At 68.9% G+C, this 24,430-nt stretch carries 27 protein-coding genes; 8 read left to right on the top strand and 19 right to left on the bottom strand.

Features of this window, described 5'->3' with window-relative positions:
- Positions 1 to 3: 3 nt before the first annotated feature.
- The 4 genes from KX816_07940 to KX816_07925 form a co-directional block, all read right to left on the bottom strand.
- Entirely contained in the window at positions 4 to 3,447 is a 3,444-nt protein-coding gene (locus KX816_07940; protein QXQ07910.1) for an AAA family ATPase, read from the bottom strand.
- 24 nt (positions 3,448 to 3,471) lie between these two features.
- Positions 3,472 to 4,233, bottom strand: coding sequence for a DsbA family protein (locus tag KX816_07935; protein QXQ07909.1), 762 nt, complete (start codon positions 4,231 to 4,233; stop codon positions 3,472 to 3,474).
- 63 nt (positions 4,234 to 4,296) lie between these two features.
- The gene (locus KX816_07930) at positions 4,297 to 5,004 is read right to left on the bottom strand and encodes a DsbA family protein (GenBank protein QXQ07908.1); all 708 of its coding nucleotides are present in this window, start codon (positions 5,002 to 5,004) and stop codon (positions 4,297 to 4,299) included.
- A 46-nt stretch (positions 5,005 to 5,050) separates the two neighbouring features.
- Positions 5,051 to 5,548 carry a DUF721 domain-containing protein gene (locus KX816_07925; protein QXQ07907.1) on the bottom strand — a complete coding sequence of 166 codons (498 nt, stop codon included), beginning with the start codon at positions 5,546 to 5,548 and terminating at the stop codon, positions 5,051 to 5,053.
- Between the two features lie 25 nt (positions 5,549 to 5,573).
- Between KX816_07925 and mutY the strand changes: the two genes are divergently transcribed.
- The 4 genes from mutY (at position 5,574) to KX816_07905 (ending at position 8,001) form a co-directional block, all read left to right on the top strand.
- The gene (gene mutY, locus KX816_07920; GenBank protein ID QXQ07906.1) at positions 5,574 to 6,599 is read left to right on the top strand and encodes an A/G-specific adenine glycosylase; all 1,026 of its coding nucleotides are present in this window, start codon (positions 5,574 to 5,576) and stop codon (positions 6,597 to 6,599) included.
- A 65-nt stretch (positions 6,600 to 6,664) separates the two neighbouring features.
- Positions 6,665 to 7,093, top strand: coding sequence for a DUF3011 domain-containing protein (locus KX816_07915; protein ID QXQ07905.1), 429 nt, complete (start codon positions 6,665 to 6,667; stop codon positions 7,091 to 7,093).
- An 84-nt stretch (positions 7,094 to 7,177) separates the two neighbouring features.
- Complete coding sequence (locus tag KX816_07910; GenBank protein QXQ07904.1) at positions 7,178 to 7,504, top strand: hypothetical protein; 327 nt, start codon at positions 7,178 to 7,180, stop codon at positions 7,502 to 7,504.
- A 65-nt stretch (positions 7,505 to 7,569) separates the two neighbouring features.
- On the top strand, positions 7,570 to 8,001 hold the full coding sequence (locus KX816_07905; GenBank protein QXQ07903.1) for a pyridoxamine 5'-phosphate oxidase family protein: 432 nt from the start codon (positions 7,570 to 7,572) through the stop codon (positions 7,999 to 8,001).
- 9 nt (positions 8,002 to 8,010) lie between these two features.
- Here KX816_07905 and KX816_07900 read toward each other — a convergent pair whose 3' ends face one another.
- From KX816_07900 to KX816_07880, 5 genes are all read right to left on the bottom strand, one after another.
- Positions 8,011 to 8,409, bottom strand: coding sequence for a hypothetical protein (locus KX816_07900; GenBank protein QXQ07902.1), 399 nt, complete (start codon positions 8,407 to 8,409; stop codon positions 8,011 to 8,013).
- A 239-nt stretch (positions 8,410 to 8,648) separates the two neighbouring features.
- A complete protein-coding gene (metH, locus tag KX816_07895) occupies positions 8,649 to 11,288 on the bottom strand; it encodes a methionine synthase (protein QXQ08455.1) in 2,640 nt (879 codons plus the stop codon).
- 29 nt (positions 11,289 to 11,317) lie between these two features.
- Complete coding sequence (locus KX816_07890) at positions 11,318 to 12,379, bottom strand: homocysteine S-methyltransferase family protein (GenBank protein ID QXQ07901.1); 1,062 nt, start codon at positions 12,377 to 12,379, stop codon at positions 11,318 to 11,320.
- On the bottom strand, positions 12,376 to 13,326 hold the full coding sequence (gene metF, locus KX816_07885) for a methylenetetrahydrofolate reductase [NAD(P)H] (protein ID QXQ07900.1): 951 nt from the start codon (positions 13,324 to 13,326) through the stop codon (positions 12,376 to 12,378). Before metF ends, KX816_07890 begins: the two co-directional genes overlap by 4 nt.
- Positions 13,323 to 14,279 carry a metalloregulator ArsR/SmtB family transcription factor gene (locus KX816_07880; GenBank protein ID QXQ07899.1) on the bottom strand — a complete coding sequence of 319 codons (957 nt, stop codon included), beginning with the start codon at positions 14,277 to 14,279 and terminating at the stop codon, positions 13,323 to 13,325. The genes metF and KX816_07880 overlap by 4 nt, the downstream gene beginning before the upstream one ends.
- Before the next feature lie 87 nt (positions 14,280 to 14,366).
- Here KX816_07880 and KX816_07875 point away from each other — a divergent pair, with 87 nt between their 5' ends.
- The 3 genes from KX816_07875 to KX816_07865 all read left to right on the top strand — a co-directional run bounded on the left by KX816_07875 (position 14,367) and on the right by KX816_07865 (position 15,963).
- Positions 14,367 to 15,293 (top strand): VacJ family lipoprotein, encoded by a 927-nt coding sequence (locus KX816_07875; protein QXQ07898.1) that lies wholly within the window; start codon positions 14,367 to 14,369, stop codon positions 15,291 to 15,293.
- A complete protein-coding gene (locus tag KX816_07870; protein ID QXQ07897.1) occupies positions 15,293 to 15,481 on the top strand; it encodes a hypothetical protein in 189 nt (62 codons plus the stop codon). Before KX816_07875 ends, KX816_07870 begins: the two co-directional genes overlap by 1 nt.
- Positions 15,482 to 15,546: 65 nt before the next feature.
- Complete coding sequence (locus KX816_07865) at positions 15,547 to 15,963, top strand: hypothetical protein (protein QXQ07896.1); 417 nt, start codon at positions 15,547 to 15,549, stop codon at positions 15,961 to 15,963.
- 116 nt (positions 15,964 to 16,079) lie between these two features.
- Here KX816_07865 and groL read toward each other — a convergent pair whose 3' ends face one another.
- The 10 genes from groL to KX816_07815 form a co-directional block, all read right to left on the bottom strand.
- A complete protein-coding gene (gene groL, locus KX816_07860) occupies positions 16,080 to 17,729 on the bottom strand; it encodes a chaperonin GroEL (GenBank protein QXQ07895.1) in 1,650 nt (549 codons plus the stop codon).
- A gap of 77 nt (positions 17,730 to 17,806) precedes the next feature.
- Positions 17,807 to 18,094 (bottom strand): co-chaperone GroES, encoded by a 288-nt coding sequence (groES, locus tag KX816_07855; protein QXQ07894.1) that lies wholly within the window; start codon positions 18,092 to 18,094, stop codon positions 17,807 to 17,809.
- Positions 18,095 to 18,244: 150 nt separating this feature from the next.
- Positions 18,245 to 19,246 (bottom strand): SDR family NAD(P)-dependent oxidoreductase, encoded by a 1,002-nt coding sequence (locus KX816_07850; GenBank protein ID QXQ07893.1) that lies wholly within the window; start codon positions 19,244 to 19,246, stop codon positions 18,245 to 18,247.
- Between the two features lie 49 nt (positions 19,247 to 19,295).
- Entirely contained in the window at positions 19,296 to 20,030 is a 735-nt protein-coding gene (locus tag KX816_07845) for a ParA family protein (protein ID QXQ07892.1), read from the bottom strand.
- A gap of 114 nt (positions 20,031 to 20,144) precedes the next feature.
- Positions 20,145 to 20,651 carry a MerR family transcriptional regulator gene (locus tag KX816_07840; GenBank protein ID QXQ07891.1) on the bottom strand — a complete coding sequence of 169 codons (507 nt, stop codon included), beginning with the start codon at positions 20,649 to 20,651 and terminating at the stop codon, positions 20,145 to 20,147.
- Positions 20,648 to 20,974, bottom strand: coding sequence for an integration host factor subunit alpha (locus KX816_07835; GenBank protein QXQ07890.1), 327 nt, complete (start codon positions 20,972 to 20,974; stop codon positions 20,648 to 20,650). Before KX816_07835 ends, KX816_07840 begins: the two co-directional genes overlap by 4 nt.
- A gap of 93 nt (positions 20,975 to 21,067) precedes the next feature.
- Positions 21,068 to 22,039, bottom strand: coding sequence for a ketoacyl-ACP synthase III (locus tag KX816_07830; protein ID QXQ07889.1), 972 nt, complete (start codon positions 22,037 to 22,039; stop codon positions 21,068 to 21,070).
- A gap of 10 nt (positions 22,040 to 22,049) precedes the next feature.
- Positions 22,050 to 23,105: a phosphate acyltransferase PlsX gene (gene plsX, locus KX816_07825; protein ID QXQ07888.1), complete on the bottom strand. Its 1,056-nt coding sequence runs from the start codon at positions 23,103 to 23,105 to the stop codon at positions 22,050 to 22,052.
- A gap of 94 nt (positions 23,106 to 23,199) precedes the next feature.
- Positions 23,200 to 23,379: a 50S ribosomal protein L32 gene (rpmF, locus tag KX816_07820; protein QXQ07887.1), complete on the bottom strand. Its 180-nt coding sequence runs from the start codon at positions 23,377 to 23,379 to the stop codon at positions 23,200 to 23,202.
- A 203-nt stretch (positions 23,380 to 23,582) separates the two neighbouring features.
- On the bottom strand, positions 23,583 to 23,780 hold the full coding sequence (locus KX816_07815; protein ID QXQ07886.1) for a CsbD family protein: 198 nt from the start codon (positions 23,778 to 23,780) through the stop codon (positions 23,583 to 23,585).
- A gap of 150 nt (positions 23,781 to 23,930) precedes the next feature.
- Here KX816_07815 and KX816_07810 point away from each other — a divergent pair, with 150 nt between their 5' ends.
- Entirely contained in the window at positions 23,931 to 24,353 is a 423-nt protein-coding gene (locus KX816_07810; protein QXQ07885.1) for an MAPEG family protein, read from the top strand.
- The last annotated feature ends 77 nt before the right edge of the window (positions 24,354 to 24,430 follow it).

Genomic DNA, 24,430 nt, shown 5'->3' with positions numbered 1-24,430 from the left:
AACCTACTCCGCCGCGAGCAGCATCTCGGCCCGCGCCAGATCGACCGAGACCAGTTGCGACACGCCCGGCTCGGCCATCGTAACCCCGTAGAGGCGGTGCATCCGGCTCATCGTCACGGCGTTGTGGGTGACGATCAGGAAGCGTGTGCGCGTCGTCGTCGCCATGTGGTCGAGCAGATCACAAAAGCGCTCGACGTTGGAGTCGTCCAAGGGCGCATCAACCTCGTCGAGGACGCAAAGCGGCGACGGTGTCGTCAGGAACAGCGCGAAGATCAGGGCGATCGCGGTCAGGGCTTGCTCGCCGCCCGACAACAAGGTCAGCGACTGCAGCTTCTTGCCCGGCGGCTGCGCCATGATCTCGAGGCCGGCAGCGAGCGGGTCATCCGACTCGGTCAGCTCGAGGTGGGCTGCCCCGCCCTCGAAGAGTGTCGCGAACAGGGCGCGGAAGTGGCTGTCGACGGTCTGGAACGCCGCGAGGAGGCGGACTCGGCCCTCGCGGTTGAGGGCACCAATACTGCCGCGCAGGCGGGCGATGGCGGTCTCCAGCTCATCCCGCTCCGAAGCGGACAGCGCCAGGCTTGCCTCGATCTCGGCAAGCTCGACCCCGGCGCGCAGGTTGACTGGGCCGAGGCGCTCGCGCTCCGCCGAAAGCGCATCGAAGCGCTGTGCCAATGCGTCAGCGGGCTCGCCGGGAGTGAAGCCGAGGACCTCGGGCAGGCGCACCGGCGCGGTCTGGAAACGGTCGCCGCAGCTGGTCGCGAGTTCGGAGCGGCGGGAGTCCTGATGCTCGGCCTGCGCTACGGCGCGCGCGCGAGCCTCGCGGGCGTCGGCCAGCGCATCGGCGGCGGCGCGCGCGGCGGCGTCGACGGTGCGCAGCGCAGTCTCGACCTCGGCAAGTCGGTCGGCAGCGGCGCGGCGCTCGGCTTCGGCGATGGCGATCGTGCCGGCGAGCGCGGCGGTCTCGCGGGCGATCTCTGGCGGGCGGGCGGCGAGGCTGGCGAGTTCGGCGGCGAGGCTCGCGTCGCGGCGGTCGAGCTCGGCGACGTGCGCGACACTGGCGGCAGCACGCGACTCCCAGGCCTTGGCATCAGTCGCAAGTTGCCCGAGGCGGGTGGTGTCCGCGTCGATGCGGCGGGCGGCGTTGTCGTGGGCGGCGCGGGCAACGGCGAGCGCGGCGCGAGCTGCCTCGACTTCGCCGCGCAAGGTTGCGACGCGCGCCGACAGGGCCGGCAAGCCGGTGACTTCGTGCGCCGCAGCGCGCGCCGCCTCGGCTTCGGCGCGGTGGCCCTCGGCTTCGCTGGCGAGGCGGGCGAGTGCGGCGTCGGTCGCCTCGAGCCGGGCGGCCCGTGCGGCAATGGCGGCAGCGGTGCTGGCGGTGGTGGCGCGGGCCGCGGATTGCGCCTGCTCGGCACGGGCGCGGGCGGTGCGTGCGGCGGTCTCGGCGGCGGCGTGGGCGGTCAGTTGGGCGAGCGCGGCGGTGACCGCCGCCGTAGCGGTGGCGGCCTCGCCCTCGACACCCGGCAATTCGGCAGCGATGGCGGCGAGGCGGGCGCGCTGGATCAGGCGTTCGGCGGCGGCGCGGCCCTCTCCCCCGCCCGAACGATAGCCGTCCCAGCGCCACAAGCGGCCGTCGCGGGTGACGAGCCGCTGGCCCGGCGCAAGGGTGGCGGCGAGACCTTCGGCGGCATCAGGCTCGACGATCCCGACCTGACGAAGGCGACGGGTCAATTCGGAAGGGGCCGCGACGACTTCGCTCAGCGCGCGGGCCCCGGCGGGGAGCGGTGCATCGCCTGCCCCGTCGCCGGCCCCGGCCCAGTGGCGCGGCCCCTTGCCGACCGCTGCTGACAGGTCGTCACCGAGCGCCGCTGCAAAGGCCGCCTCGAAGCCCGGGGTAACGGTGACCCGGTCGATCAGCGCATCGCCACCGCTGCCGCTCGATGCCAGCGCACGGGTCAGGGCGCCCTGCTCACCCGCCAGCGCCGCAATCCGTCCGCGCGCCGTCGCCGCCGTAGCCTGCGCGGTGTCGCGGGTCGCCGATGCCTCGCGCCGTCCGGTCTCGGCCGCGGCCAGCGCCACGCCTGCCGCCTCGATCTCGCGCGCCGCCGCGTCGAGCGCTCGCTCCGCCGCATCGTGACGGGCGGCATCGTCACCGGGCTCTGCCAGCTTTGCGCGCTCTAAAATCAGCCGCGCGATCTCGGCGGCGGTTCGACCGCCGCGCGCCTCGGCGGCCGCAATCGCGGCGTCAGCGGCACGAGCCTGGGCTGCAGCGCGCGCCTGCGCCTCGATCGCCTTCGACAATTCGGCCTCATATCCGGTCGTCGCCCGCTCAGCCTCGGCGACCGTCTTCGCGAGCCCCGGCAGCTCCGCCTGTGCGGTGACCCTTCCCGCATCGAGCCGGCCGCGTTCCCCTTCAAGCCGCTCGATCGCCGCCGCCGCGTCCGCACCTATCCCGGCCTCCCGCGCCCGGTCTCCCGCCCCAGTCTCGCGCGCCGCGGCCAGCTCGCGCCCCCGCGCCTCGACCCGCGCCAGCTCCGCGGCGAGTGCGGTGCGGGTCTGCGCCAGATGCTGGAGCGCCGCCGCCGCCCGCGCCTCGGCATCGCGCAAGCTGGGCAACGCCGCCGACGCCTCCGCCTGGACGGTCCCGAGCCGCGCCGCCTCGCGGGTCGCGGTGGCCACTGCTTCCTCCGCCGCCTGCGCCTCGCGGCGTGCTGTGTCCGCCGCTGCTGCGGCCGCCTGCCAGCGCGCGAACAGCAACGCGCCCTCCGCGACCCGGATGCGGTCGCTGAGCTCGGAGTAGCGCTGCGCGGACCGCGCCTGCCGCTTGAGCGACGCGACCTGCGTCTCCTGCGCCTTCAGCACGTCGTCGAGCCGGAGCAGGTTCGCCTCGGTCGCGCGCAGGCGGATCTCGGCCTCCTTGCGGCGCACGTGCAGCCCGGAAATGCCCGCGGCTTCCTCGAGCAACGCGCGGCGCTCGTCGGGCTTGGCCGCGATGATCGCGCCGATCCGCCCCTGGCTGACCAGCGCGGGCGAGTGGGCGCCGGTGGCATTGTCGGCGAACAGCATCTGGATGTCGCGCTGGCGGACGTCGCGGCCGTTGAGGCGGTAGTTCGAGCCCAGCCCACGCTCGATGCGGCGGACTACCTCGAGATCGTCGCTGTCGTTGAACGCAGCCGGTGCGGTGCGGGTGCTGTTATCGAGGCTGAGCGTCACTTCGGCAAAGTCACGGCTGGGCCGAGCGGCCGTGCCGGCAAAGATGACATCGTCCATCGCGCCCGAGCGCATCGACTTCGGGCTGCCCTCGCCCATCACCCAACGGATCGCCTCGAGCAAGTTCGATTTGCCGCAGCCGTTAGGGCCCACGACCCCGGTCAGGCCGGGCTCGATCCGCAGTTCGACACCTTCGACGAACGACTTGAACCCTGCGAGGCGAAGCCGCCTGAATTCCACCTGTTGCCCCCCCGGGCGTCAGCCCTACAGCGCGGACACTAATTTTGGCTCAAGCTGTGGCCAGGTGTTGATGCCGTCCTGCTTGACGCCGTTAATAAAGAAGGTCGGCGTGCCGGTGACGCCGAGCTTGCCCGAAGCTTCGGACTGCATATCGGTCAGGCGCTTGAGCGCCGCGGCATCGCCAATGCACTTGTCGAACTGCGCGCTGGTCATGCCGCGCGCCCGCATGAACTTGTCGAGGCCGCCGATCTTTGCAACCGCAGCGACCTGCTGGTCCTGCGGTAGCGCCCCGATGCGCTTCGAATCATCGGGCGTCATCTTTGTGAACGGCTCGGTCCATTCGCCCTGCGAGGCGTAGAAGGCGTTCATCAGGTTGAAGAACTGTCGCGGCCCCTCGCAGCGCGCCAGCACCGAGGCGGCCATGTCGGGGCCATTGAGCAGGAAGTTGCGGTATTCATAGCTGACCTTGCCGGTGGCGATGTACTTGGCGTGCAGGTCGGCGTCGGACTCGGCCTTGAAGTCGCGGCAGTGCGGGCAAGTCAGCGAGGCGTACTCGACCAATTTCACCCGCGCATCGGGGTTGCCCATGCGGAAGCCGCCCTCGGGCGTCGCGACCATCTCGTCGAGCCAATTCTTGCCGGCAACGGCACCTGCTGCAGTTGCGGGCGTCGCAGTAGCATCCGTGGTCGTCGCCACCGACGTCGTTGCCGCCGGTACATCGGGCTTCTTGTCGCAGGCGGCGACGGCCACCAGCATCAGCATCGCACCGAAAGCCACTGCACGCATTCCGACGGTCTCCAATAATCTGTCGTGTCTGTGACGCCGAGCGGGCGTCAACGCAATGCCTTGCTACTGCAGCGCCTTGACGAGGCGGGGTTCGAGCTCCGCCCAGCCCGAGATGGCGCGCGGCTGCCCCATGAAGTCAGTAGTCTGCCGGACCCCGTCGATGAGGAAGTTCGGCGTGCTGTCGACCTTGTCGGTCTCGACCGCCGATTTCAGCGTCGCGGTCAGCTTGTCGGTCGCGGCCTTGTCGGCAAGGCAGCGCTCAGCTTTCGTCGGCGGCAGGCCATGCGGTGCCATCCAGTCGACCAGACCGCCCGCCTTGGCGAGCTCGGCGACCTGCTTGTCCTTGGGCAGCGCCGCGATCCGTGCCGCAGTGGTGTCGTCGAGCTTAGTGAACGGCTCGATCCAGTTCTCCTGGTTGGCGAACAGGAGCTCGACATTGGCCGCCTGCTTCGGTGCGGTGGCATCGCAGCCGGCAAGCAGGCTGACGGCATAATCGGGACCATTGCGGACGAAGCTGCGGAACTCGAAACTGACCTTGCCGGTGGCGACGTACTTCGCCTTGAGCACCGGCACGCCGTCCTTCTGGAAGGCGCGGCAGTGCGGGCAGGTGAACGAGCCGTACTCGACGAGTTTCACCTTCGCCTGCGGGTTGCCAATCATGAACCCGGCGGGCGTGGCGACGACGGTTCGGGTCCAGTCACGGGTCGGACCGGCGGCGAGGGGTACGGCGAGCGCGAGCGCGGCCGTGAGGACGAGGGAGCGGATGATCATCGGCTTTTCCTGTGTCTATCGGCAGATTTCCGCAAGCTGAACGGCCTCACCCGATCTTCGGCAGCCCGGTCGTCACCGCAAGCGCCTGCGCGAGCGACTCGAGACTGGCGCGGAGGCCGGGATCGGCGATTTCGCGCAGCGTCGACTGGGTCGTCGGCGGAAGCTCGCGGGGAGCCGCGACCGGCCGCTCGGCCTTCGGGATTGGCAGGTCGCCGTGCCGCAGCGCGAGCCGCGATACCGCCGCGTAGCCGAAGAAGCGGTTGGCGCGCTCGATGACCTGCGGTTCGACGTGGCGCAGCATCGGCGCGAAGGCTCCGGTGACGACGATCTTCAGCGTGCCGCCGCTGCGCTTGCCGACCGGGAAGCGGATCTCCTCGGGCATCGAGTGGCGGGCGTAGGCCGGGCCGACGATGTCGCTCCAGCGCGCGACGATGGCGCTCTGCATGAAGCCGTAACGGCGGAAGGCGGCGCCGCCGACCTTGGGCACGGCCTCGCCGACCGCGCGAGCGCGGCGCGACCTCGACTCGGGGGGTATTTCAGGCACGCAGGGGTCATGCCATAGCCCCGCCATGCCCGTCGAGGTCACCGCCTTCCAGACCGCCCTGCTGGGCTGGTACGACGCCCATGCGCGCACCTTGCCGTGGCGTTCGCCGCCCGGCACGCCGTCCGCCGATCCCTACCGCATCTGGCTGTCGGAGGTCATGCTCCAGCAGACGACGGTCGCCGCGGTCATACCGTACTTCGAGGCGTTCACGACGCGCTGGCCAACGGTGGCGGCGCTGGCGGCAGCGGAGGACGGCGACGTGATGCAGGCGTGGGCGGGCCTCGGCTACTACGCCCGCGCCCGCAACCTGCTCGCCTGCGCACGGGCGGTGACGGCGCTCGGCGGCTTCCCGACGACCGAGGCCAACCTTCGCACCCTGCCCGGCATCGGCGCCTACACCGCTGCCGCGGTCGCCAGCATCGCTTTCGGCGAGGCCGCGGTGGTCGTCGACGGCAACATCGAGCGGGTAATGTCGCGGCTGTTCGCGGTTTCGACCCCGATCCCGGCCGCCCGCCCTGAGCTTCGAGCCCACGCCGCAGCACTTACCCCTACACACCAACCCGGCGACCACGCGCAGGCGCTGATGGACCTCGGCGCGACGGTCTGCACACCCCGCAGCCCGCGCTGCGACGCCTGCCCGGTCGCGCGCTGGTGTGATGCACGGGCGAGCGGCGACCCGGCGCGCTTCCCGGTCCGTGCCCCCAAGAGGATTCGCCCTGTCCGCTTCGGCACCGCCTTCCGCCTCGAGGCCCGCGGTCACGTCCTGCTCGTCCGCCGCCCGCCGCGTGGCTTGCTCGGCGGGATGCTGGCGCTGCCGACGAGCGCGTGGACCCCGGCACCCGTCGACTGGCGCACCGAGGCACCGGTTCCCGCCGACTGGACGCTGCGCCCGACCGTCGTCCGCCACGTCTTCAGCCACTTCGAACTGCGCCTCTCGGTGGTGGCGGCAAGCCTTGCCGCGCGTACCCACCTGCCGGGCGAATGGTGGCCCGCTGACCGGCTCGACGAGGCCGGCCTGCCGACCCTGTTCGCCAAGGCGAGCCGAGCCTGATCCCCGCCGAACCTTCTTCGCCTTCGATCGTTAGCACATTGTAAACGTTCAAGAGAGGAAACGACGTGCGCTCATGGATAATGGCCAGCCTGCTGCTGGCGACGTCCGCCGCCGCCGAGCCGCCGCGAGATATCAGCCCGATGACGCTGCCCGGCGGCGGTGGCTACATCCAGCCCGGCAATCCCAACCGCAGCATCACGTCGGTCGGCCGCGAGAGCGCCTTCGTCCGCCAGCGCGAGGCCAGGCACCGGGCCGCGACGCACACTGGCGCGCATACGGGCGCGGTAGCCCATACCGTCACGGCAGCGCACACGATCCCGTGCGCCTCGCACAAGGGCCCGCGGCGCTGCCTCGTCCACAACGCCGGGGTGACCCTCGAACGCCGGACCAGCAACAATGCCTGCCGGTCAGGGCGCGACTGGCATTACGACGCCCGGTCGATCACCGTAGCCAACGGCTGCCGCGCGCTGTTCAGCTACAAGCCGCGTTCCTGACCCGTAATATCGCGCCGCGTCATTGCGGCAGTGGCACTCTCAGGACGCCCATGCGTAAATAGGCTGTGTGACCACGGGGAAACCATGAACGGCATTCTGATTATCGACCTGCTGATGCTGGTGTTCACTGGCGCTATTGTCGTCGCGCTGATCTGGGCGCTGCTGCGGCTCCGCGCTATTGCGCCCGTCCGCCTCCAGCACCGCATCAACAGGGAGGTCGCCGAGCGCCGTGCGGCGATGGCGGCGATGGCCTCGACCTATTCCGCTGCGTCGCCGGAGCAGCGCGAGCGGCTGGCGCTCAACTACCGCTACAACCGCGCTGCCGTGCTCGCCCTCGACCCGGCGTTCGATGCCAGCACCACCGACGCGGTGTTCGCCGCCCGGGCCCCGGCCGACCGGATTGCCGCCTAGCGCCGGTTGTCTGCGCCCAAACCCGGCGACGCGCGTTGTGCCTCGGCAATCAATGGAGCCACAGCATGACCAAGACCCTCCCCGAACTCGCCAAGGCGATGCGCGACATCGACTTCGCGATGCTCCAGACCCACACCGAGGGCGGCGAGATCGCCGGTCGCCCGATGAGCAACAATGCCGAGGTCGAGTACAACGGCGACTCGTTCTACTTCAGCTACGAGGACACCCGCACCGTCGACGACATCAAGCGCGACCCCAAGGTGGCGCTGGCGTTTCAGGCCAACACCTCGCTGCTCGGCAAGCCCGGGCTGATGGTCGCGGTCGAGGGCAAGGCCGAGCTGATCCGCGACAAGGCGGCGTTCCTCGAGCACTGGACCAAGGACCTCGACCGCTGGTTCGAGCAGGGTGCGGATACGCCCGGCATCGTGCTGATCAAGGTCCACGCCAGCCGCATCCACTACTGGGCGGGCGAGGACGAAGGCGAGATCAAGCCCTGACGGCGCGCCTTAGTCGAGGGTGACGCGGCGGCCCGAGATGGTCGTCGCGATCGGCCCATCGATAAGGTTGCGGTCGCCGTCGCGGAAGGTGACGCTGGCGGAACCCTCGAAGCCATCGCCGTCGATCGTCAGATTGAACGCGAATTCGCCGGTGCCGACGAATTGGTGCGTGGCGCGGTCGGCGGTGATCTCCACCCACTTGCCGCGCACCCCGGCGCCGGTTGCTTCCCAGATCCCTTTGCCATCGCTGCAACTGGTCGTTGGGTGGCCGCCGTCGGGGTTCGCTTGCTGCATCGTGCCGTCGGCATTGAACACGTACATGTGGTAGGGAAATGGCGCGGCACTGTCCTTGACCACCCAGGTGCCGACGATGGCGGGACGAGACGCGGCGGGTGAGCTTTCAGGCATATCTGGACGCTACCCCTGAACGCGAAAATAAGGAAAAATAAATCTGACGCGACCGCGAGAGTTTACAGAGGTGAGACCCTCGCGTGTTTTCGAAATTTCGCCCTGCTGTCGACGCACGACCGCTTCACAACGGCTTAGTCGGCCAACTTACACCTGGACATGAGAAAGAGCACCCGCCCGAAACCTCGGCGTTCCCGGAGCGTACCAGATAGGCAAAGTGTAGGACAGCCGCGTCCGGCTCAGTCGAGATTGGGCCGCAGCCACGTCTCCGCCTGCGAAAGCTCGACGCCGCGCCGTTCCGCATAGTCGGCGACCTGGTCGGCACCGATACGCGCGACACCGAAATACGCCGACTCCGGATGGGCGAAATAGAAGCCGCTGACCGCGGCGGTCGGCAGCATCGCGAAACTCTCGGTGAGCGTGATGCCGGTCGCCTTGGTGGCGCCGAGCAGCTCGAACAGCAGCGGCTTGACGCTGTGGTCGGGGCACGCCGGATACCCGGGTGCGGGGCGGATGCCGGTGTACTTCTCGCGGACCAGGTCGTCGTAGGACAAGTCCTCGTCGGGCGCGTGACCCCAGAGTTCGCGACGCACGCGGGCGTGCAACGCCTCGGCGAAGGCCTCCGCCAAGCGATCGGCGAGAGCCTTGAGGAGGATGTCGTTGTAATCGTCGTGCTGCGCCTTGAAGCGTGCCAGCTGGACGTCGATGCCCTGCCCCGCGGTCACCGCAAAGCCACCCAGCCAGTCAGCCTCCGGGTGGACGAAGTCGGCGAGGCACATGTTGGCGCGGCCTTCGCGCTTGGCGACCTGCTGGCGCAGGAACGGGATGCGCGCCAATTCGGTGTCGCGGGCTTCCGAGGTGAACAGGAGCACGTCGTCGCCATCGCGCCGCGCCGGCCAGAAGCCGACGACGCCGCGCGCCTGCAGCCAGTCGCCCTCGACGATTTCGGTCAGCATCGCCTGCGCGTCGGCGAACAGCGAGGTCGCGCTCTCGCCGACGACGGGATCGGTCAGGATCGCCGGGTAGTTGCCGGCCAGCTCCCACGCCCGGAAGAACGGCGTCCAGTCGATGTAGGGGATCAGTTCGGTGACGCTCATCGTCACGGCCTGGGTGCCCGCGGTGCGCGGCTGGACCGGCGGATGCGCGGCGAAGTCGGTCGGGAAGGCGTTGGCGCGCGCCTGCGCCAGCGTGAACAGCTTGCTCTGGGTGTTGCCGGCGCGCTGGACGCGGATCGCCTCGTATTCGAGTGCCGTGCGGTCGACGAGCTCGTTCTTTATGGTGTCGCTGACCATCGCGCCCGCGACGCCGACGGCGCGGCTGGCGTCGAGAACATGGATCGTCGGCCCGGCGTAGGCGGGGGCGATGCGCAGCGCGGTGTGGACCCGGCTGGTCGTCGCGCCGCCGATCAGCAGCGGCATGGTCATGCCGGCGCGCTGCATCTCGGCCGCAACGGTGACCATCTCGTCGAGCGACGGCGTGATCAGCCCGGACAGCCCGATCATGTCGGCATTGCAGTCGTTGGCGGCCTTCAGGATCACCGACCACGGCACCATGACGCCGAGATCTACGACTTCGAAATTATTGCACTGGAGGACGACGCCGACGATGTTCTTGCCGATGTCGTGGACGTCGCCCTTGACCGTCGCCATGATGATCCGGCCCTTCGTCTGCTGGCCTTCGGACTTCTCCGCCTCGATGAAAGGCAGCAGGTGGGCGACCGCCTTCTTCATGACCCGCGCCGACTTGACGACCTGCGGCAGGAACATCTTGCCCGCGCCGAACAGGTCGCCGACGACGTTCATGCCGGCCATCAGCGGCCCCTCGATGACGTCGATCGGGCGCACCGCGACCTGCCGCGCCAGCTCGGTATCGTCGACGACATAGGCGTCGAGGCCCTTGACCAGCGCATGCTCCAGCCGCTTGTCGACCGGCCAGCTGCGCCACTCCTCGGCCTCCTTCTCGGCCGCCTTGCCGTCGCCGCGGAACTTGTCCGCGAGCTCGACCAGCCGCTCGGTGTTGGTCAGGTTGGAGCTGCGCGACGGGCGGTTGAGGATGACGTCCTCGCAGGCGTCGCGAAGCTCCAGCGGGATCGTGTCGTAGACATCCAGCTGCCCGGCGTTGACGATGCCCATGTCGAGGCCGGCGGCGACCGCGTAATACAGGAACACCGAGTGCATGGCGCGGCGCACGGGCTCGTTGCCGCGGAAGCTGAACGACATGTTCGAGACGCCGCCCGAGATGCGCGCATGCGGGCAGCGCAGCTTGATCGCGGTGCACGCCTCGATGAAGTCGACGCCGTAGTTGTCGTGCTCCTCGATGCCGGTGGCGACCGCGAAGATGTTGGGATCGAAGATGATCTCGTCCGCCGGGAAGCCGTCGGCGACCAGCAGGTCGTAGGCGCGGCCGCAGATCTCGACCTTGCGGGCGGCGGTGTCGGCCTGGCCCTGCTCGTCGAAGGCCATGACGACCGCGGCGGCGCCGTACATCCGGCACTTGCGGGCAGCGGCGAGGAAGGGGCCCTCCCCTTCCTTCATCGAGATCGAGTTGACGATCGGCTTGCCCGAGACGCAGCGCAAGCCGGCCTCGATGACGCTCCACTTCGAGCTGTCGATCATCACCGGGACCCGCGCGATGTCGGGCTCGGCGGCGATCAGCTTGAGGAAGGTCGTCATGGCGTACTCGGCGTCGAGCAGGCCCTCGTCCATATTGACGTCGATGATCTGCGCGCCGTTCGCGACCTGCTGGCGTGCGACCTCGACCGCGGCGGGGTAGTCGCCTGCCATGATCAGCTTCTTGAACGCCGCCGACCCGGTAACGTTGGTGCGTTCGCCGATGTTGACGAAGGTCGCGCGCTTGGGGGCGGACGTTTCCTCGGGCAGGTCGTCGTCGAGCTTCAGTGCAAGATTGGTCACGCGGCTTCCGTCATGATCATGGGGTCGAGGCCGGCGAGGCGCAGGGCCGACGCCGGGTGGGGGATCTGGCGGGGCGGCTTCCCGCGCACGGCGTCGCGCATCGCGGCGATATGCTCGGGCGTCGAGCCGCAGCAGCCGCCGACGATGTTGACGAGGCCTTCCGCGACCCATTCGCCGATGAACGCGCCGGTGGTGTGCGGCTCCTCGTCGTACTCGCCGAGGTCGTTGGGTAGCCCGGCGTTCGGGTAGACCATGACCAATGTGTCGGCGAGCGGGCTGAGCGCCTGGACGTGCGGGCGCAGCAAATCGGCCCCGAAGGCGCAGTTCAGCCCCATCGTCAGCGGGCGCGAATGGCGCACGGTGTACCAGAACGCGTCGACCGAGTGGCCGGACAGGTTGCGCCCCGACATGTCGGTGATGGTCATCGAGATCATCAGCGGAATCTCGTGGCCGCGCGTCTCAGCGAGCTCGAGCACGGCGACGATCGCCGCCTTGGCATTGAGCGTGTCGAAGATCGTCTCGACCAGGATGAAGTCGCAGCCGCCGTCAAGCAGCGCCGCCGCCTGGTCGGCATAGACCGCCTTCATCTCGTCGAAACCGACGGCGCGGAAGCCGGGATCGTTGACGTCGGGCGACAGCGACAGCGTCTTGTTCGTCGGCCCAACCGCGCCGGCGACGAAGCGCGGACGGCCGTCACGCGCCTCATACTCGTCCGCGGCCTTCCGCGCGATGTGCGCGGCCGCGATGTTGATGTCGCGGACGAGGTGGACGGCATTGTAATCCGCCTGGCTGATCGTGTTGGCGTTGAAGGTGTTGGTCGAGACGATGTCCGAGCCCGCGTCGAGGTAGCCGCGAGTGATCGCGTCGATGACGTCGGGCCGGGTCAACACGAGCAGGTCGTTGTTGCCCTTCTGGTCGTCGGTCAGGTCGTAGTCGCCGCGGTAGTCGGCCTCGGTCAGTCTGTACGACTGGATCATCGTGCCGAACGCGCCGTCGGTCAGCAGGATGCGCTTCGCGGCCTCGGCGCGGAGGCGGATGGCGGCTTCGGACTTGATCATGCGGCCAGCTCCTGCGGCTGCTTCGTCGCATCGGGGCGGACCCCGAGCATGTGGCAGATCGCGTACGCCAGCTCGGCGCGGTTGAGGGTGTAGAAGTGGAAGTGCCGGACCCCGCCCGCATACAGGCGCCGGCACAGTTCGGCGGCGACGGTCGCGGCGACCAGCTGGCGCGCGGCCGGCTTGTCGTCGAGGCCGTCGAACAGCCGCGCCATCCATGCGGGCACGTCGGTGTTGCAGCCCGCCGCCATCTTGCGGAGCTGGGCGAAGTTGCTGACCGGCAGGATGCCCGGGACCAGCTCGGCGTCGATGCCCCTCGCCGCCGCCGCATCGCGGAAGCGGAAGAAGGTGTCGGGCTCGAAGAAGAATTGCGTGATGCCGCGTACCGCGCCGGCGTCGAACTTGCGCGCGAGGTAATCGATGTCGGTGGCGCTGTTGGTCGCGTCGGGGTGCGGCTCGGGGTAGGCCCCGACCGAGATCTCGAAGTCGGCGACGCGCTTCAGGCCCGCGACGAGATCGGCGGCGCTGGCGTAGCCGTCGGGGTGCGGGGCGAAGCGCTCGCCGGCGCGGGGCGGGTCACCCCGCAGCGCGACGATGTGCCGGACGCCGGCGTCCCAGTAAGCGCGGGCAACCTCGTCGATCTCGGCCTTGCTGGCGTCGACGCAGGTCAGGTGCGCGGCGGCGGGTATTCCGGTCTCGCGGACGATGCGCGCGACGGTGTTGTGGGTGCGCTCGCGGGTCGAGCCGCCCGCGCCGTAGGTCACCGAGACGAAGCGTGGAGCGAGCGGCCGCAGCGTCTCGACCGAGTTCCACAGCGTCTCGGCCATCGCGTCGGTCTTGGGCGGGAAGAACTCGAACGACACGCCGATATCGCCGGGCAGGTCGGCGAACAGCGGCGGGCTGACGGCACGCGCCGCCTCGTTCATCTGGGCGAGGGTCAGGTTACTCATGCGGCTACTCGCTGCTCGAGCGAGGGACGCTCGCCGAGCCATAAGGTTACTGTCAGGGGTTCATCGACGCCGGCAGGAGCCGGCAGGTCGGCGACGACGCGAGCCTCGAGGCCGGCATCGCGGAGCCAGCCGCTGACCACGACGGGATCGAAGCCGAGGCGGGCGTGGGCCTCGCGGCTGCGCAGTTCCTCGCGGTCGTGCGGGGCGAAGTCGGCGATCAACAGGCGGCCACCGGGGGCGAGCACCCGCGCCGCCTCGGCGATCGCAGCGGCAGGCAGGTCGGCGAAGTGGAGGACCTGATGCAGCACGACGGTGTCAACGCTCGCATCGGCCTGGGGCAGCGCGAACATGTCGCCGCGCCGGACCTCGGCGTGCGGCAGCCCCGCCGCCTCGATACGGCCCCGCGCCAGCCGCAGCATCTCGGGCGAGCGGTCGATGCCGATCGCGGTGCGGGCACGCTCGCCGAGCAGCTCGATCATCCGGCCGGTGCCGGTTCCGACGTCGAGCAGGCAGCCGAGCGGGCGCTCGCCGAGTGCTGCGACGATTGCCGCCTCGACGTCGCTCTCCGCGACATGGAGCGACCGCAGCCGGTCCCAGCTCTCGGCCTGCGCGGCGAAGTAAGCGGTGGCGGCGGCGTCGCGCTCGGCGCGGACTGCGGTCAGTTTCGCCACGTCGGTGGAGGCGCTGCCGTCGTCCCAGGCGTCGAGAGCGGCAAGCACAGGATCCGACGCCGACGGGTTGCCGAGGCGCACGAACACCCAAGCGCCTTCCTTATAACGACGGACCAGTCCGGCGTCGGCGAGGATACGGACGTGGCGCGACACGCGCGGCTGGCTCTGCGACAACACGTCCGCGAGCTCGCCGACAGCAAGCTCCATGCGGCGTACCAACAGCAAAATGCGGATCCGGGTGGGATCGGCAAGCGCACGGAAGATGTCGAGCGCGGCGGACATGCGGTGGGATATAAAGATATCTTTATATGAGTCAACGGGGACCGACGCCGCTTGTCGGATAAACGTGCCTGTGGCACCGGGTAGTCCATGGTAATTCACCCCACGAAATCGGTGCGGCGTATCGCGTCCCGAACGGCACTCGGCGGGCTCGTCTTCACGCTGAGCGCATGCGCCGCGCCCCACCCCGGCAGCAACGCCCCGGCGCTCCGCGATCCGTACGAGAAGTTCAATCGGAGCATGTACGGCTTCAACAAGGGGCTCGACCGCGTCGCGCTGAAGCCTGCGACCAAGGTCTACCGCTTCATCCTGCCGACCTTCATTCGTCGCGGCGTCACCAACTTCCTCAACAACCTCGAAGAACCGCTGTCGTTCGGCAATGCCCTGCTGCAGGCCAAGCCCAAGGAGGCGTGGCATACGTTCAAGCGCTTTACGGTCAACACCACCGTTGGCGTTGGCGGCCTGTTCGACCATGCCAGCAAGATCGGCCTGCCCGTGCAGGCCGAGGATTTCGGCCAGACGCTCGCGGTCTGGGGGGTCAAGTCGGGGCCGTTCCTGATGCTGCCGCTGTTCGGCCCGTCGACGTTCCGCGATGCCGGCGGCATGGGCGTCGACTTTGTCACCGACCCGGTGCCCTATGCCCGCAACGCCGTCCTCCACCCGAGTTTTGCCGCGAAGGCCGGCCAGGCTGCCGTCGGCGTGCTCGACCTCCGCTCGAAGCTGATGGATGCCGGTGCTGATGGCGTCCTCGCGTCGAGCCTCGACGAATATGCGACGGTGCGCTCGGCCTTCCTGCAGCGCCGCCAGTCCGAAATCTACGACGGCTCACCGCCTGACGACGAGGATGCACCGGTCGAGGATGCGCCGCTTGCTCCCGGCGCGACGCCACCCGCGCACCCGGGCAGCGGCGTCGCGTCTCCGATAGCCCCGGCACCGACGGGCGCCCCTCAGTCCGATGCCGCGCCTGCCGAGGCCGATCCCGCAGGCACGCCGGCAGCGCCGCAGCCGCCGCAGTGATGCGCCGCGCACCGGCCGCGGCGCTGCTACTATTGCTGGGGCTGGCGGCCTGCGACAACGCGGGACCCAAAGCGCCGACCGGCAACGATGCCGCCATCGCTGCCGCCGAGCGCAAGGCCGTGAGCGACACCGACGCGGCGCTGGCCGAGGCGCGCCCTGTGCAACCGGCCCCGGCGGCCGCGCAATAGACTGGAACCAAAGGCGATCACGACCGGTTTCCGCGGCTGATACCCCCCAGCCAAGGACCCTCGCCATGCGCATCCTGACTACGACTGCAATCGCCCTGATCGCCACCGTCGGCCTCGCCGGCTGCGGCAAGAAGACCGAGTCGACGACGACCACCACGGCGACCGACGCCACCGCCCCGGCAACCACCGACACGACCGCGACCGGCAGCGGCGCGGGCACCGGCACCGATGCCAGCGCGACCAGCGGCACCGGCAGCACCACCGGCGGCAGCGATGCCATGACCGGCAGCGGCGCCGGCACCTCGACGACCGGCTCGACCACCGGCGGCAGCGATGCCGGCGCGGGCATGACCTCGGGCAGCGGCTCGACCGCCGGCACCAGCGCCGGGACTTCGGGCACCGCCGGGTCGACGACCGGTACCGAAACCCAGTCGACCCCGTCGGGCCAGACCGGCAACCCGGGCGGCGCCGCTCCGAAGTGACGCGTTCTTCGTCACTTCCGACGAACGAGTGAGGGGCGCTTCGCCGCTCTGACGCAGAAAGGGCCGCGACATCCGTCGCGGCCCTTTCCTTATGCGTCGTTGGTGGTGTGCGGGACTTAGAAGTCCATCCCGCCCATGCCTCCCATGCCGCCGCCGCCCATGCCGCCAGCGCCGCCCTTGTCGTCGGCGGGCAGTTCGGTGATTGCGGCTTCGGTGGTGATCAGCAGGCCGGCAACCGAAGCTGCGTCCTGAAGCGCGGTGCGAACGACCTTGGTGGGGTCGATGACGCCGCTGACGACCAGGTTCTCGTAGACATCGGTCTGGGCATTGAAGCCGATCTTGTCGTCGTTGCCCTCGAGCAGCTTGCCCGAGATGACCGCGCCGTCATGACCAGCGTTCTGAGCGATCTGGCGAACCGGAGCGAACAGTGCCTTGCGGATGATGTCGATGCCGCGGGTCTGGTCGTCGTTGGCACCCTTCATGCCCTCGAGCGCCTTGGTGGCGTAGAGGAGAGCGGTACCGCCGCCGGGGACGATGCCTTCTTCGACGGCGGCGCGGGTCGCGTGGAGAGCGTCGTCGACGCGGTCCTTGCGCTCCTTGACCTCGACCTCGGTCGAGCCGCCGACCTTGATGACCGCAACGCCGCCCGCCAGCTTGGCGAGACGCTCCTGCAGCTTCTCCTTGTCGTAGTCGCTCGTGGTCGTCTCGATCTGCGCGCGGATCTGCTCGACCCGGCCCTTGATCGCGTCCTGGTCACCGGCACCGTCGATGATCGTCGTGTTGTCCTTGTCGATCGTGACGCGCTTGGCCGAGCCGAGCATCGCCAGCGTGACGTTCTCGAGCTTGATGCCGAGGTCCTCGGAGATCGTCTCGCCCTTGGTCAGCGTCGCGATATCCTCGAGCATCGCCTTGCGACGATCGCCGAAGCCGGGAGCCTTGACCGCGGCGACCTTGAGGCCACCACGCAGCTTGTTGACGACGAGCGTGGCGAGAGCCTCGCCCTCGACGTCCTCGGCGATGATCAGCAGCGGGCGACCGCTCTGGACGACGGCCTCGAGCACCGGCAGCAGCGCCTGAAGGTTCGAGAGCTTCTTCTCGTTGATCAGGATGTACGGGTTCTCGAGTTCGACCGACATCTTCTCGGGGTTGGTGATGAAGTACGGGCTCAGGTAGCCGCGGTCGAACTGCATGCCCTCGACGACATCGAGCTCGAAATCGAGACCCTTGGCCTCCTCGACGGTAATGACGCCTTCCTTGCCGACCTTTTCCATCGCTTCGGCGATCTTCTCGCCGACGATGGTGTCACCGTTCGACGAGATGACGCCGACCTGGGCGATCTCGGCGGTGCCGGCGACGGGCTTGGAGCGCGCCTTGAGGTCGGCGACGACGGCGACGACGGCCATGTCGATGCCGCGCTTGAGATCCATCGGGTTCATGCCGGCGGCAACCGACTTCATGCCCTCGCGAACGATGGCCTGGGCCAGCACGGTCGCGGTGGTGGTGCCGTCACCGGCGATGTCGTTGGTCTTCGAAGCGACTTCGCGGACCATCTGCGCGCCGAGGTTCTCGAAGCGGTCCTTGAGCTCGATTTCCTTGGCGACGGTGACGCCGTCCTTGGTGATGCGCGGGGCACCGAACGACTTCTCGATCACGACGTTGCGGCCCTTGGGGCCGAGCGTCACCTTGACCGCGTCGGCGAGGATGTCGACGCCGCGCAGGATGCGCTCACGCGCGTCGCGGCTGAACTTGACGTCTTTAGCTGCCATGTTGGTTTCCTTCAGGAATTTCGTGAAAAGTTACGACTTCTACGCCTAAACAGTATATTTCGGCGTACCATTCAGGCTCAGGCGAGAACGCCGAGGATGTCGCTTTCCTTCATGATGATGAGGTCTTCACCGTCGACCTTGACCTCGGTGCCCGACCACTTGCCGAACAGGATCTTGTCGCCCTCGGAGACGTCGAGCTTGACGCGCTCGCCGGCTTCGTTGCGCGCGCCCTTGCCGGCGGCGACGACGATGCCCTCCTGGGGCTTCTCCTTGGCGCTGTCGGGGATGATGATCCCGCCGGCGGTCTTCTCTTCGGCTTCGACACGGCGAACGAGCACGCGGTCGTGGAGCGGCGTGAATTTCATGGATCGCACCTATTGCAGCGGTTGATAGCGTGTCCGTTGGCACTCACCCGAGGCGAGTGCCAGCGACCCGGCGCATATGGTCGCGGGGGCGTGCGGCGTCAAGGCGCGGAGCGGTGACGAGAGCCTAACTGACGCTGAAGTTTCGAGACGCTAGCGCCGCCGCGGGCTCGCCAGCAAGGCCGCAGCGAGCAGCCCGGCACCCACGGCCGCGACCGCCTGCAGGGGCCGGATCTGCGCCTCCAGCGCCAAGCTGGTGCGGCGTACGTAGACGTCCTGCACGGTCTCGATGCGTCCGTCGGCGCGGTGTTCGTAGAGGTTGTCCGCGACCTCCGGCGCCGGCGGCTGGTCGATCTGCTGCGAGCCGCGGCCGATCAGCGCGATGCCGAGGTCGGTGAGGCCCGGGAAGGCGTTGCCGAACAGTTCGATGAAGCGCCCGACCCCGCCGACGGTGATCTCGCGGCGCGGGTGCTCGAGGCAGAACAGGATCGCCCGCGCGACCAGCCGCGGGTCGTACTCGATCGGCGGGATCCGTGCCGGTCGCTCCATGCGGTTGCGGGCATGCTCCGGGTACGGCGTCGCCATGGAGCCCGGCTTGATCAGGGTGATCGACACCGGCAGCCGGGCCTCCAGCACCTCGCTGCGCAGGGCATCGGTGAAGCCCTTCAACGCATGCTTCATGGCGCTGTACGGCCCCTGCAACATCATCGCGCGGTTCGCCAGGATCGAGCCGACGTTCACCAGCGCGCCGCCGCGCTCCTTGAGGACTTCCAACGCGCGGAGCGAGGCGCGGACGGTGCCGAAATAGCCGACGTCGAAGACCCGCCGGTGGTCCTCCTCCGGCGTCTCGGCGAGCGTCCCGTAGGTCGCGGCGGCGGCGTTGTTGACCCAGGAGTCGACGCGCCCGAAGCGGGCCAGAGCGGCGTCCGCGATACGTTCGGGGGTGCTGTCGTCCGCAATGTCGGCGACGACGACCTCGACCTGCCCGCCCTGCGCGTTGAGCCGGGCGGCGATCTCGGCCAGCGCGTCGCCGTTGCGTGCCACCAGCACCAGCCGCGCGCCCCGTGCCGACGCGGCCTCGGCGGTGGCGAGCCCGATGCCGCTCGACGCGCCGGTGATGACGACGACCTGATCGTGGAGTGGCTTAAGCTGCATTTTGGGCTCCGGTGGGACTACGGGGCAACGCCCCCCAGCCGGACGGGGTTCAGCCCTGCGACAACAACCGTCGCTCGACCTCGGCCCAAAGCGCCGTAAACGCCCGCGCGGCCGGTGCCGACGGAGTTCGCGCCGCGATCGGCGAGCGGTGGACCGCCATGCCCTCGACCGCGCTGGCGTAGGGGATCGCCGCCTGCCCCGGCGATGCCTCGACCAACGCACGATGCAGCGCCCGGCGGCTGTCGACCATCGAGAACACCGGCACGACATCGGGCTTGCCGTCGTGCTGGCGCTGGAGGTGCTCGGTCAGCTGCTCGGTGGCGCGCACCGACAGCGGCGACGGCAGCATCGGCACGACGAGCAGGTCGACGGCGCGGAAAACCTGCTCCGACAGCGCGCCGAGCCCGGGCGGGCAGTCGATGATGATCCGGTCGTAGTCGTCGCCCAGGTCCTTGAGCATCTTGCGCAGGCGCTTGGCCTTGTCGTCGCCGGCGAGCTGGCCCTCCAGGCTGCGCAGCGACTTGTCCGCTGCCAGCACGTCGAGACCGGCCCAGGCGCTCGGCTGGATCAGGGCCGCGAGTTCCGGATCGCGCCCGAACAGCTTGCGCGCCACCGCCCCGCCCTTGGGCGCGAGCTTGAGCACGTAGGTCGCGGCGCCCTGCGCATCGAGATCCCACAGCAGCGTCCGGCGCGCGCTCTGGGTCGCGGCTGCATAGGCCAGGTTGACCGCGATCGCGGTCTTGCCGACCCCGCCCTTGACGCTGAAGACCGCGACCGACTTCATCGGTGGCGGGCTTTCACGATGCGGGCTTTCACGATGCGGGCTTTCACGATGCGGGCCTTCACGATGCGGGCCTTCACGATGCGGTCGGGCACGCTGCGGTGCGGCACGACGCCATCAGGCGCGCGCGGCGGCGAGTGCGGATGCCAGCCGGTCGCGAACGGCGCGGACGCCGGCGAGATCGACGCCGTGATGCCGGACTTCGACGGACTCGGACTGGTCGGTGAACGAAGGCGGCGGACCTTCGCCGGAGATGCTCAAGCCTTCGTCCCCGCCGAGGTTCAGCTCGCCCAGTGCAGGCGACACCGGCGCACCCTTGCCGCCGCGCTCGCTGAGCAGCTTCTGCACGCCCTTGATCGTGTAGCCTTCGGCGTGGAGCTTGCGGTGGATATCGCGGAGCAGCTCGACGTCGGTCGGGCGATAATAGCGCCGGTTACCGCCGCGCTTGAGCGGCTGGACCTGCGGAAACCGCGTCTCCCAGAAGCGCAGGACATGCTGCGCAACGCCCAGCTCCTCGGCGACTTCGCCGATGGTGCGGAAGGCGGCCGAGGACTTGGTTGCCAAGCTTTTACCTGACGGGGGCTTGGTCGCGGTCGTCGGGATCGGACGGTCGTCGTCGCTCATCCGGCGTTGATGCGCTCGCGGAGCAGCTGGCTCGGCCGGAAGGTCAGCACGGTGCGCGGCTCGATCGGGACTTCTTCACCGGTCTTGGGGTTGCGCCCGATGCGCTGGCCCTTGTTCCGCAGCACGAAGCTGCCGAACGACGAGATCTTGACGTTGTCGCCGCCAACCAGGGTGCCGCAGACGTGATCGAGCACCTGCTCCACCAGCGTCGAGGATTCGGCTCGCGACAGGCCAATCTCGCGGTGCACCGCCTCGCACAAATCCGCACGCGTCAGCGAGCCCGGCTTCTTCGCCGCACTCGCCGCAACTTCTGCTTTCGCCATGACCCCGAAGCCTCCCCGCCCGCTCAAACCAGAGCCGTCTAAAAACCAGAACCGCCCGAAATTCGTACCTTAGCCCGCACGAACACGGTTCATCTAAAACCGGACAGCCGCCGCGCCCCACGTGAAGCCGCCGCCCATCGCCTCTAATAGCAACAAATCTCGTGGCTTGATACGCCCGTCGCGCACGGCAACGTCAAGAGCCAAGGGCACCGATGCAGCGGACGTATTGGCGTGCCGGTCGACAGTCACGACGACCCGATCGATACCGAGCCCGAGCTTCCTGGCGGTGCCCTCGAGGATGCGCAGGTTGGCCTGGTGCGGCACCACCCACGAGACGTCGTCGGCGTCGAGTCCCGCGGCCGCCAGCGTCTCGGTCATCACCGCGGCCAGGTTGGTGACGGCGTGGCGGAAGACCTCGCGGCCCTTCATGCGCAGCTTGCCGACGGTGCCCGTCGACCCCGGCCCGCCGTCGACGTACAGCAAGTCGTTGTACTTGCCATCCGAATGTAGCCGTGTCGCGAGGATGCCGCGATCGTCGGACGTACCGGTGCCGATCTCGGCGCGGAGCACGACGGCTCCCGCGCCGTCGCCGAACAGCACGCAGGTACCGCGGTCCTCCCAGTCGAGGATGCGGCTGAAGGTCTCAGCACCGATCACCAGCGCGGTGTTGGCGGCCCCGGTGACGACCATCGCATCGGCGACGCTGAGCGCATACAGGAAGCCCGAACACACCGCGCCGACGTCGAACGCCACGCCGTGGCGCATGCCGAGCTTGTGCTGGACGACGGTGGCGCAGGCCGGGAAGGTCTGGTCGGGGGTCGCGGTCGCGACGATGATCAGGTCGACGTCGTCGGGGGTCAGCCCGGCCGCCTCCAGCGCGCGCTTCGCAGCGACGGTCGCCAGGTCGGAGGTGAACTCACCCTCGGCGGCGATGTGGCGCTGCTTGATGCCGGTGCGTTCGACGATCCAAGCGTCGGTGGTGTCGACGCGCGCCGCAAGGTCGGCGTTCGACAGGATCGTCTCGGGCAGGTAACCGCCGGTGCCGACGATGCATGCACGCCTCATCCGCCGAAGTTCACTTGGCAGCGTCCTCGAGGTCGAGCTTGGCCGGGCGATGGGCGCGGAAGTTGGCGAGGTCGTCCGAGATCTTGCGCTGGACGTCGGCGACGATGAGGTCGTGGGTGACCCCGATGGCGTGGGCGATGCCGCGCACCGTGGCGCTGCCGTGACTTTTCACGACGAGGCCGTTGAGCCCGAGCATGACCGCGCCGTTATGCGCGTTCGGATCGAGGTGCGCGCGGAGAGCCCGAAGGGCGCCGCGGGAAAGCAGGTAGCCGAGCCGCGTCAGCCACGAGGTCTTGAACGCCTCCGCCAGCAGCCCGGTGACCAATTTGCCGGTGCCCTCGACCGACTTCAGCGCGATGTTGCCCGAGAAGCCGTCGGTGACGATGACGTCGACATTGCCCTGGCCGATCTTGTCGCCCTCGACGAAGCCGAGGAACGACATCGGCAACTCCACGGCGCGGAGCAGTGCAGCCGCTTCCTTCAGCTCGTCGGTGCCCTTGAGCTCCTCCTCGCCGATGTTGAGCAGCGCGACACGTGGCCGCTCGAGCCCGAGCACGGTGCGCGCGAAGGCAGCGCCCATGACCGCGAACTGGACGAGGTTCTCGGCGTCGCACTCGGTGTTGGCGCCGAGGTCGAGCACGACCGAATCGTTCTTGAGGGTCGGCAGCAGCGCCGCCAGCGCCGGCCGGTCGATGCCCTCCATGGTGCGCAGCGACAGATACGCCATCGACATCAGCGCGCCGGTGTTGCCGGCCGACACGATGGCGTGCGCCTCGCCGGCCTTCACCGCGTCGATCGCGAGCCCCATCGAGGTGCCGCGCCCGCGCCGGATGACCTGGCTGGGTTTGTCGGTGCCGAGCACCTGCGTATCGGTGTGGATGACGGTCGCTTCGGCGGCGACGCGCGGTGCCGTCGCCAGCGCGGCACGAATCGCGGCTTCCTGCCCGTAGATGCGGAAGGTCAGCTTCGGATAACGCTCGCGCGCGATCTCGGCGGCGGCGACGACCGCTGCCGGTCCGCCGTCCCCGCCCATGGCGTCGAGTGCGATGACGGGGTTTTCGTTCACGGCGAAACCGAACGGCTCAGACCGGCGGCCAGGTAGCGAGACGGCCGGCAGCGAGACCGCTGACAGCGAACTTGCCGACCCCCGGACACTGGCTTCAGGCGCCGACCTCGACGATCATGCGACCGTTGTAGTGACCGCACGAGTTGCACAGGTTGTGCGGCTCCTTGAGCTCCCCGCAATTCGGGCAGTCCTGGTACGGCGTCGCGCTGAGCGCGTGGTGGCTGCGGCGCATATTGCGGCGCGAAGGCGAGGTCTTGCGTTTCGGAACGGCCATCCGGCACCTGTCATCTTCATCTTGAGGGGCAACGACGAACGGGCCGCGGCATGCGGCCGGCGGAAGCCCCGGCTGTCAGTGAGGCGCGGAACATAGTGATTTCGCGCCGGTAAGCAACAGAAAACCGCCGCCCCCGAGCTTTCGGGGACGGCGGCCTTTAGTCCAGCCTGGGCGTTGGCGGCAAGGCCAGCGCCGCGATAAGGCTAGATCTTGTCGTCGCGCGTGTCGGTGGCGTCGCGGACCGCGTCCTTGGCACCGCCCCAGGTGTTCTGGGCCTTGCCCGCAACCTGTTCGGCCTTGCCTTCGGCTTCGGTCTTGGTATCGCCGGTCAGCTTGCCAAAGCCTTCCTTGATCTTGCCGCCGACATTCTTCAGCGCGCCGTCGATGCGATCTTCGTCCATGGTAAAACTCCTTCGCTATGTAAGCGGGTGAAGAACGATGATGGCCTGAAATGGTTGCGCGGTGGCGGACCATGCTACCCGGCTTTATGACCGGTGGACGCGGGCACGGCGCGAAAGTAGGTTGTTCCGAACTAACAAGGGGGAGATGCAATGATCATCACACTGACGACCGCGGGCCTGTGCGGCCTGATCCTGCTGGTACTCAGCGTCCGCGTCTCGATGGGCCGCACCGCGTCCAAGGTCTCGCTCGGCGACGGCGGCGATCCGCACCTGCTTGCCCGCATCCGCGCCCAGGCCAACTTCGTCGAGTACGTGCCCTTCATCCTGATCCTGATGGGGATGATCGAGGCCAACATCGCCGCGACCAGCGTCGGCGTCGACCACGGGCCCAACGTCACGCTCGGCGTGCTCGGCATTGGGCTGGTGCTGTGCCGCATCGCCCACGCCTGGGGCATGGCGCGCCCGGCCCCGAACCCCGGCCGCATGGTCGGCACCTCGGGCACCTTCCTGATCCTGATCGTCACCAGCGTCTGGGCGCTGATCATCTCGGCGCACCTGCACCATCTGTTCTGAGGGATAGGGGCGGCGTCCAGGCCCCAAGTGTCGTTCCGGGTCCTCTATTGTCATCCCGGGCTTGACCCGGGACCCAG

This window comes from Sphingosinicellaceae bacterium (assembly GCA_019285715.1).
Lineage (GTDB): Bacteria > Pseudomonadota > Alphaproteobacteria > Sphingomonadales > Sphingomonadaceae > Glacieibacterium.
The sequence above is the reverse complement of the archived record's forward strand: the minus strand, read 5'-3'. Positions and strand labels throughout refer to the sequence as shown.